Origin of the sequence: Salinivirga sp., assembly GCF_035268865.1 — a bacterium.
GTDB lineage: Bacteria > Bacteroidota > Bacteroidia > Bacteroidales > Salinivirgaceae > Salinivirga.
Genome location: NZ_DATFKB010000118.1, coordinates 1 through 8,868, shown reverse-complemented (window position 1 = coordinate 8,868; position 8,868 = coordinate 1). Strand labels below are relative to the sequence as shown.

General features: G+C 38.2%; 9 protein-coding genes. 2 read left to right on the top strand and 7 right to left on the bottom strand.

Annotated elements, in window-relative coordinates:
• Positions 1–79 precede the first annotated feature (79 nt).
• Positions 80–2,059 (top strand): OmpA family protein, encoded by a 1,980-nt coding sequence (locus tag VJ937_RS07300; protein WP_324066243.1) that lies wholly within the window; start codon positions 80–82, stop codon positions 2,057–2,059.
• 1 nt (position 2,060) lies between these two features.
• On the opposite strand, the gene VJ937_RS07295 is transcribed toward VJ937_RS07300, so the two are convergent.
• The 6 genes from VJ937_RS07295 to VJ937_RS07270 form a co-directional block, all read right to left on the bottom strand.
• Positions 2,061–3,257, bottom strand: coding sequence for an ABC transporter permease (locus tag VJ937_RS07295; RefSeq protein ID WP_324066242.1), 1,197 nt, complete (start codon positions 3,255–3,257; stop codon positions 2,061–2,063).
• 1 nt (position 3,258) lies between these two features.
• Positions 3,259–3,903 carry an ATP-binding cassette domain-containing protein gene (locus VJ937_RS07290; protein ID WP_324066241.1) on the bottom strand — a complete coding sequence of 215 codons (645 nt, stop codon included), beginning with the start codon at positions 3,901–3,903 and terminating at the stop codon, positions 3,259–3,261.
• Positions 3,904–3,909: 6 nt separating this feature from the next.
• Positions 3,910–4,596, bottom strand: coding sequence for a hypothetical protein (locus VJ937_RS07285; protein WP_324066240.1), 687 nt, complete (start codon positions 4,594–4,596; stop codon positions 3,910–3,912).
• An 85-nt stretch (positions 4,597–4,681) separates the two neighbouring features.
• Positions 4,682–5,818, bottom strand: a complete 1,137-nt coding sequence (locus tag VJ937_RS07280; protein WP_324066239.1) for a pyridoxal phosphate-dependent aminotransferase — start codon at positions 5,816–5,818, stop codon at positions 4,682–4,684.
• Between the two features lie 6 nt (positions 5,819–5,824).
• Positions 5,825–6,565, bottom strand: coding sequence for a sugar phosphate nucleotidyltransferase (locus VJ937_RS07275; RefSeq protein ID WP_324066238.1), 741 nt, complete (start codon positions 6,563–6,565; stop codon positions 5,825–5,827).
• Entirely contained in the window at positions 6,559–7,989 is a 1,431-nt protein-coding gene (locus VJ937_RS07270; RefSeq protein WP_324066237.1) for a RapZ C-terminal domain-containing protein, read from the bottom strand. The genes VJ937_RS07275 and VJ937_RS07270 overlap by 7 nt, the downstream gene beginning before the upstream one ends.
• 187 nt (positions 7,990–8,176) lie before the next feature.
• Between VJ937_RS07270 and VJ937_RS07265 the strand changes: the two genes are divergently transcribed.
• Positions 8,177–8,671 (top strand): prolyl-tRNA synthetase associated domain-containing protein, encoded by a 495-nt coding sequence (locus tag VJ937_RS07265; protein ID WP_324066236.1) that lies wholly within the window; start codon positions 8,177–8,179, stop codon positions 8,669–8,671.
• Here the strand turns inward: VJ937_RS07265 and VJ937_RS07260 are convergent.
• The coding region (locus VJ937_RS07260; RefSeq protein WP_324066235.1) for a hypothetical protein at positions 8,662–8,868 on the bottom strand (207 nt) is incomplete at its 5' end. The genes VJ937_RS07265 and VJ937_RS07260 overlap by 10 nt on opposite strands.

The following is an 8,868-nucleotide window of genomic DNA, read 5'->3' as shown; positions in this document are numbered from 1 at the left end:
TCACAGCACAATAATTAATTAATAATGCATGATTCATGGCCGTTTATATATTTCCCGACTCATCTCAATATTGATAATTATGACCAGCCTAAATGCGCTGGCACAAGAAGAACTATGCAATCAGCCTACACAAAGAGCCAGGTTACTTTTCGATAAAGGAACGCACATTTGGTCAAAAGACAACAACAAGGCCAAAACCCTAATATTTAGAGCTATAAAACACAGCCCTCAATGGGTTGTCCCATATTATTATTTGGCAAAAAAATATTATAATAAGGCACAAATAATTCAATATGATAACCGCAAGGTATCAAATCTTAACAGGCTATTAAACCGTGCTTCAGATAATTTCGAGGAAGTAGCCAAAGTCTGCCCCGAATATGAAAAATATAAAGCATATTATTACCTGGGTAAAATTAATTACGAGGGAGGTAACCTATCGGGCGCCCATACATGGCTAAAAAAATACACTTCCAATGTCAGCAGCAAAAATTATATGCCCGAAACAAGCAAAATGATTGAAAGTTGTGAGGCTTTTCAAAAACTTGTAGATAACCCAGTAAATTTCGATCCGGTGGCTCTGCCGGGAGTTTGTACGAGCAGTGACGAGTTTATGCCGCTAATAGCCCCTGACGGTAGTTATATGATGTTTACGCGTAAACTTTGGAAGCAAGAACGTGGAGCTTATTCTCCCAGTATGACAGAAGAATTCAGCATCAGTAAATTTATTCGATGGGACTCAACTGGTGAACCGGTATTCGATGAATCGAAACCTATGCCCTACCCATTTAATAAAGGCCCTAATCAGGGTGCTGCCTCTATTACAATTGATAATAAAAAACTATTTCTCACAGTATGTAAGCAAATAGAAATGCCTGATGGACGACCCTATAAAAATTGCGATATATACCAAACCCAAAAAAAATACGGGAAATGGGGCCCATTACAAAAATTAAACAGAAAAATCAATGGACTTACAACCTGGGAAGGACATCCTTCAGTTTCACCCGATGGCAAAATACTCTATTTTGCCTCGTACAGACCAAATGGAAAAGGCGGAATAGATATTTATTATTCAGAACTCGACAGCTCAGGATATTGGGGACCTCCGATTAATTTAGGAAATCCGGTGAACACTAAGCTCAATGAAAGGGCACCATTTATCCACCCCGATAACAAAACATTATATTTTGCTTCAGACGGTCACCCCGGTGTGGGCGGATACGATATATTTGTTAGCAGACGAAAAGACTCCATATGGAACGCCCCGGAAAACATAGGTTATCCAATAAACAGCGAACAAGATGAATCTGGTTTTATAGTATCGACTGGCGGGCATTATGCCTTTTTCTCATCGAATGCTTATAAAGGTTATGGTGGATACGATATCTTTGGCTTTGAACTTCATGAAGATGCGCAACCCGATAAAGTAATGTTTGTGCGGGGTAAGTTAGTCGACGGAAAGGGATCTATTTTGAAAAGCGCATCTATTGAGCTGAAAAACATGAGATCGAATGAAATAAAAAAAGGAGTTGTAGATAATTATACAGGAAAATATGCCATAGCTATTCCAGCGCAAGTTGAGGACAGTTACATGTTAACAATAAAAAAGCCTGATTATTCATTTACCTCCAAAATAATTGAGCCTGCTGCAGATAGCATTTCAGAAAACCTGCAAATAAAGCTTAACTTTATAGTAAAAAAAACAAAGGTCGGAGCCAACACAAGACTTAATGATGTACTATTTCCCTTTAACAGCACAGAATTAACAAAACAATCAAAAGCAACACTTGACAACTTTGCCAGCTACCTTAATAATAATCCTGACATAAAAATCCGCATCGACGGACATACGGATAATATTGCTGATGCAGGATATAATATGCGATTGTCGAAAAAAAGAGCACGAAAAGTATACAGGTACCTGATAGATAGAAATATTAGTCGAAGCAGGTTATCATACGAGGGATTTGGAGAAACAAAACCTATTGCAGATAATAATTCGGAAGCCGGAAGAAAGAAAAACCGAAGAACAGAATTTGTAATTCTGGAGAAATAATCTACAAAGTGCCTTTGCGGGCGAGTTTGCGAATAAGCTTAATTGTATTCATCGCAGTTATAAAGATAAAAATCAGCATTATCCCGGCAGCCAACAGGTAGGTTGGCCAAATACTAAACTGTTCGATCTCAATATACCTCTCTGCCAGAAATTCAAGCGCCCTGGAAGTAATGACCTCAATAAATGCTCCGCTGACAAACAACACCACCAGTGCTAAAATTACCTGAACAACAAAGTAATAGCGAAAAATAGCTACTGGCTTGTAGCCCAGTAATGTCAACTGATAGATTTCATCTTTATTTCGCTGTACAGTCAACTGGAGGGTAAGCGCATAGACAATTAGTGCAAGCAAAATTATTAGTGATGCGATGAAGAGCAGAATACCACCACTCAAATGCACAAATAGGGAAACCTTACCCCCCTGAAAGGCGTCGTGAGTAGTTTCGTAACCTTTTTCATTTAAAAAGGCATATAAATCTTTTTCCATATTAGGCTTAAGTTTTAAAATAAGCCTGTCTGGCCGTGGATTTTTGTCAGGGTTAAACCGGGCATTTGCTGCTTCCAAAAAATTCATCGGAACGAGCAATGATTGTATTCTGTTGGAAAAGCCTGCGATTGATCCTGTAAATTTCTCCACTTTTCTATTTCCGTATAGCGTAAGCTCAAAAGAAAACTGGCCAACTATTGATTTAGATACGTTTGGTAAACCCTGCGCTTTGGCAAAACCAAAATTATAAAGGTCAAGATAATCTTTGGGAATGATAACCGGAATATGCTCCTGCCCTTTTTGCCAGTCCCACGATTCGGGAACCTTATCCAAAAAGCGTTCCGGTACAGCTTCAAAAAACATTTCGGTACGCATATAGGGCATATTCGAGGAAGCATCGCGGGAGGCCTGTACACCAAATGAAGATCGTTGGTAAGGTGCCATATCGGCAACAAAATCAGCATGCTTAATCTCTTCTATTTCCTCAGCCCTAAAACCGCTCAGGTCCTTGCTCATCGTGTTCAATACGCTGATTTTTTTATTGATTGTAACATATTGCTGACTCTGCCCTGCCCTGCTTTGAATAAAAGCGTTATAGAGATTCCATGCGCTAAATGTAGCCATAAGTAAAAAGAACCCCACCAAAGTGCCCAGAACCGCACCTGTGAAGTAACCCATTGGAATATTGCTAAAAAGAATTCTTCTAAGCATGTTACAATATTATTTCCTCGTTAGCCTGCAAATAATCTTCGCTCATCAGGCGTGTTACAATAAAATTTGCAGACCGCACAATGCACTCATTTCTAATTAAATCTGCTGTAATTTGAGCAGTTTCAGGATCAAGGTGACTAAAAGGCTCATCGAGTAACAACCACTCAAAAGGCTGGGCAAAAGCCCGCAAAACAGCAAGTCGCTGTTGCTGGCCGTAAGACATTAATCCGGCCTTTTGCGACATCTGTTGTTCAATGCCAAGTATTTTCGCTAAGTTGTTTATCTGTTGGTCTGTCAACGTGCCGGTCAAACGGTTTTTTATGTCAATGTTTTGTTTGCCTGTTAAATGCCTGAAAAGCCTTAAACCCTGAAACACAGAGCTAATTTTATGGGTTCTTATGCGAGCCCAGTCGCTTAACTTTAACTTGTTTGCCTGCTTCTCTTCTATTATAAATTGCCCGTGATAGTCATTTCTAATTCCAAAAATCACATTTAATAGCGTGGTTTTTCCCCTGCCCGAAGATGCAATTATTTCATAGTTATTTCCTGGTGTAAAGACACAGGAACCGTGCTGCCAAAAACTGTTTTTGGCATGTGTCATTTCTTCCAAAGGATATGGCAGCAGCCCTGAAAAGGCTAGTTTCATGTAAAACTAGTTATAAAGAGGTTTGCGAATAAGGAAATAGATCGCTATTTCAAATAATTCCGCTATAATGTAAGTACCAAAAAGCACGCCTATGGACATAAAGAAACCGGTAATAAGCCCTATAAACCCATCAGTAAGTAATTGAAAGTAATCTGATGCAGTTTCAATAAAAACGGCTGCAAAAGTATTACCAATAAACTCATTTACCATGGTCGATCCAATTGATCCGGCCAAATTGCCCAAAGATTCGATTGGAGCGTAAGGAATGGCAGATAAAATAATGGCAAAAAATGAGATCAGTGCTGCAGAAATTGGAATGACTGCAATTGCTTCACCCAAAATTTTAATAAACCTGGGAAAAAGAAAAACAGCTCCGCCAAACTCACGTGTTTTAAAATCATTGGCACGTTTCCAAAATATGGCAGAAATAGAAAAAAACATTCCGGCCGATATTGTAAAGGTAAAAATCAGGCAAATTATAGACCTTACCAGATCAAATGAATCAAGTGATTTGAGCATTGTCAGGTAACCAGTTTTACCAAGCAATCCTGATACAAGTAGATAAGCTCCGTATATGGCTATTCCAAGAGAAGCAATCTTAAAAACAAAATAAAAAAGGTTCTTAAAAATTTTTCCTGTCTGCTGATCGAGTGAATCAAGCGGTTTAGCAATCAATTTTGAGTATAATCCCATTTTTACCGGATTTTTTTTAGATTGTTATATACCATTTAAGTTTTAAATATAATACGATTTTCTTGATTGCGAAAAAAAAACTGAGCTACAAGTCCCTTTTAGCGCAAAATTCTTCAATCCTTTTAATTCCTTCCAGAAGCTCATTTTCGGGCCTGGCAATATTGAACCTGATAAAATCATGGGCATTCTCACTGAAGTGAATACCCGGTATCACTGCTACTTCGGCCTCATCGTAAAGTTCCATTGTAAACTCAAATCCATCTTTGTTTTGTGGTAGTTTGGCCCAAACATAGTATCCTCCGTTTGCTTTAGGAATATCAAAGTTAAGTTTTAATAAACTCTTTTCCATTCGCTTATAAGCTGACTTCAATGTTTCACGCAGCCAATTCACATATGTTTCGCCATAATGTTTTTGCTCAAGATAATTGGCCAAAGCCTGCTGTAAAGGCGCATTGGTACACAAACCAATGTAATCGTGAATATCTCTTAGCCCTTCAGTATGCGATGGATGAGATATAAGGTAACCGATTCGCCATCCGGTTACTGAGAGCATTTTGCTAAAACTGTTGATGTAAAATATTTGCGGGCTTAAATTTTTTATGGGATAATGCGGAGGCTTTTCATAATATAAATTACTATAAACAGCATCTATAATCATATAAACACCGTGGGAATCGCAAATACGCCGCAATTCATTCATTTGTTGCTCCGTGAATACTGCTCCAAAAGGATTTCCCGGAGAGTTAACAAACATAACCCTTATATTATGATCCTTTATAAAATTCAGCAAATGGTCAGTATCGAACTGTTTATGAGCATAGGCGTGAAATGGTATATTCATAATGCGGGGCAGGTGCCGATAACTTTCATAAACAGGATCAAATGCCATGGCAGCAAAAGGTTGATCAAGACTATTCTTAATGTATTGAAAAACCAACGACAAGGCCTCTGTAGCCCCCTGTAATACGAGCAACTGGTCATCGTCAAACTGAAAATCTTTGTAGTGTTCGAGTATTAATTTCCTGAGTTTTAAATTACCAATTCCTGGTGCATATTGATGTATTTCAGCATGAGCAATGGATTCCAGGTGTTGCAAAAGTGCTTCGGGTGGATTATAACCCGGTATACCCTGAGCAAAATTTATTCCGCCGTAAGTTTTTACCTTATTGCTCATATAGCTAATTAGAGAGCCCTGCGGCATTGTGTATTTACTTGTGCTCATAGCAGTTTATTGTTTATTCCTTATTGCTTTTTCTGCTTGTTCTATTCGCGAAATGGTGCCAAGATCAAACCATTCATTCGGATTGTGTTTCCAACTTGCAATTTTAACCCCTGCATCCATATCCAGATACCATGGAATTAAGGGAAAGTCATCTTTTTGCCTCGCTTTAATAACTTTTTTATTGACAAGATGAATTCCACTAAAAGCCAGTGAAACGTCTGTATCGCAATTGAAACGTTTAATAAGTTCAGAGGTTTTTGTGTTTTTCCATCCACACAACTCATTATCTTTGAACATGAGCTTACGGTTCGAGCGCCTGTCAGAAACAGCTAATGTGATATCGTTATCGTTTTCAAAATGCGTTTCGATCATTTTTTGCAGGTCAAACCCGGTATGTAAATCAACATTGTGTACTAAAAGCACGTCCTCATCGTCATGCAATAATTTGCTGGCTTTGTAAAGTCCTCCTCCTGTATCGAGCAGTTCCTCAGTTTCGTCAGACACACGTATATCCAGCTTATCATCAAGCGTATCCAGATAAGCTTTTATTTGCTCCGGGTAATGGTGTACATTCACTATAAACCGTTTGATCCCCAGATTCGAAAGTTTATCTATGGTACGCCCAAGCATTGGATCACCCATAAAACTAACAAGGGCCTTTGGTTTTTGCCTTGTTAGTGGCATTAAACGTGTACCAAAACCGGCAGAAGGAATAAATGCGATTAATTTCTTACTGTTTTTTAGCATTGATAAGCAACTTTTTGGATTAAATGGTTGACTTGAATGACAATATCAGGAAACTTCTTTTTTAATTGAGAAGCAGTTTGCTCAGCGCAATACACGCTTCTGTGCTGTCCTCCTGTGCACCCAAAACTTATTGATAAATAGTTAAAATCTTTATTTAAATATGTCTCGATGTGTTTTGTGCCAAATTCTAATGCGTTTGCGATAAAAGTCTCAACTTCTTGATGTTTCTCCAGGTAATCTTTCACCTCCTTATCCATACCATTCATATTGGCATAATAAGGATCGCGTCCCGGGTTTGGCAGCATTCTGCAATCGAATACATAGCCACCTCCATGTCCACTTGTATCGGGCGGTACACCCCCATCTAAATATGAGAAGCTTTGTATTACCACCTTAAACTTTTCGGTTGGTTTATTTTCATATTCAGGAATACGTTCTACAAGTTCATGCAGGCACCTGCTAAGTTCGGGAACATGGTTTAATGCTGACAATGAGGGTAAAATTGATTTTAAATTACGCAATGCCTTTCCAATTGAAGTAAGGAAATGGGTTTTACGCTGAAACAACCCTCTGTACCCGTAGGCGCCCAAAACCTGCAGGGTTCTTAACAATGCATTCGGGTAAAAATAATCCATAAAACGAGCAGCATCGATATCGGTTTTTGATTCAAGTTCCGATAAATAATGCCTAAGTAGGTTATCCCTGTCATCGGGTGTTAAGTTGGCCTTGGCCTGATAAAGTAAAGAAGCTACATCGTAGGCCAAAGGTCCTTTCCTCCCCCCCTGAAAGTCGATAAACCATGGCTCATCGTTTTTCAACAGTATATTGCGACTCTGAAAATCGCGAAACATGAAATAATGCATTTCATCATTGAGCAGTTGCCCGATAAAAGCATCAAAGTCTGTTTGTAGTTTTCGTTCGTTAAAAGTAATATCATGCAATTTCAAGAAATAGTATTTGAAATAATTCAAATCCCATTCAATGCTTTGCCTGTTGAATACCGGGAGCGGATAGTATTTACTCGAATCAATTAAACTCTGATCTATAGTCTGAAAGTCGATGAGGGCTGAAAGCACTTTTTTATATTGATTGAGCAAATAATCATCTAAATTTTCAGTTTGACGGCTTGTAACAATATTGTAAAGCATCTGGTCGCCTAAATCGGTTTGAATATAATATTGCCGTGATTCATCAATTGCCAATACCTCCGGTACATTTAAACCGGCTTTACTAAAAACACCCGACAAATGAAAAAAGGCCTCATTTTCATCAACATCTGAGTTCATGCAGCCGATTAACGACAGTTTTTCACTTTTTAACCTGTAGTATTGTCTTCCAGAGCCACTTTTTTTGAAAAGTTTACTTACCTCAGGTGCCTCTCCGGAAATATTCTGAAATAATTTTTCAAGCTTTGCTACATCCATTAGTAGAAATTATAGTATTAAAATTTTCGAGGCCTAAATTAGTTATACTTAAGCAGACTTCCATAAACGAACAAAAAAACTATTGCGGTTAAGGCTTATCAGCATGCGGAATTGAAGTTGCAGGAATGATTTAAACCGTAAAATATGGGGCATTAAAAAAGGGATGCTATTTTTGCACTAAAAAATAATGATTGGACAACCTGCCATTTACGAAAAACTTAAGCAACTTAATATTAGCTTCGATTATTATGAACACCCACCACTAAATACAATTGAAGACGCACGAAAGCATAAATCGTGGATGGATGCAACATTTTGTAAAAACCTGTTTTTCAGAAACCATAAAGGCAAAAAGCACTATTTAGTGATTTTGCATCATGCCTACCAGCTTGATATTCATGATCTTGAAAAAAGACTAAAGCAAGGAAAACTAAGCTTTGCCTCAGAATGGCGCATGGAAAAATACCTTGGAATAAAGCCAGGCTCTGTATCTCCATTCGGACTAATAAACGATGAGGAAAATCACGTACATGTATTTTTCGACCAAAATCTTCAAAAAGCAGAAAAATTAAGCTTTCATCCGAACGATAACAGAGCGACACTGAACATAAAATATGATGATTTTATGCGATATATGGACGATACCCAAAACGCTTATGAGTTTCTCACGCTTTACGACTGAAAATCATTACTATTTGATATAGCTGCAGACTTAAGCTTTTCTGTAATATGTAAAAGTTCCTTTTCGGTATGCTGTGGCCGGGAGAAACTATCAATTAGCTTTTCTTTAGAAGCCTGCAGTTTCGGGTACCAATCTCCGGGCTCAGGCAGGTCCTCTTCAGTTCTTGGAATGATGTGCACATGCAAATGCTCAATGGT

Excerpts from the sequence above, each read along its gene's own strand:
- VJ937_RS07270 (WP_324066237.1), bottom strand. The coding sequence starts at position 7,989 with ATGGATGTAGCAAAGCTTGAAAAATTATTTCAGAATATTTCCGGAGAG.
- VJ937_RS07290 (WP_324066241.1), bottom strand. The coding sequence starts at position 3,903 with ATGAAACTAGCCTTTTCAGGGCTGCTGCCATATCCTTTGGAAGAAATG.
- VJ937_RS07295 (WP_324066242.1), bottom strand. The coding sequence starts at position 3,257 with ATGCTTAGAAGAATTCTTTTTAGCAATATTCCAATGGGTTACTTCACA.
- VJ937_RS07300 (WP_324066243.1), top strand. The coding sequence starts at position 80 with ATGACCAGCCTAAATGCGCTGGCACAAGAAGAACTATGCAATCAGCCT.
- VJ937_RS07275 (WP_324066238.1), bottom strand. The coding sequence starts at position 6,565 with ATGCTAAAAAACAGTAAGAAATTAATCGCATTTATTCCTTCTGCCGGT.
- VJ937_RS07285 (WP_324066240.1), bottom strand. The coding sequence starts at position 4,596 with ATGGGATTATACTCAAAATTGATTGCTAAACCGCTTGATTCACTCGAT.
- VJ937_RS07265 (WP_324066236.1), top strand. The coding sequence starts at position 8,177 with ATGATTGGACAACCTGCCATTTACGAAAAACTTAAGCAACTTAATATT.
- VJ937_RS07280 (WP_324066239.1), bottom strand. The coding sequence starts at position 5,818 with ATGAGCACAAGTAAATACACAATGCCGCAGGGCTCTCTAATTAGCTAT.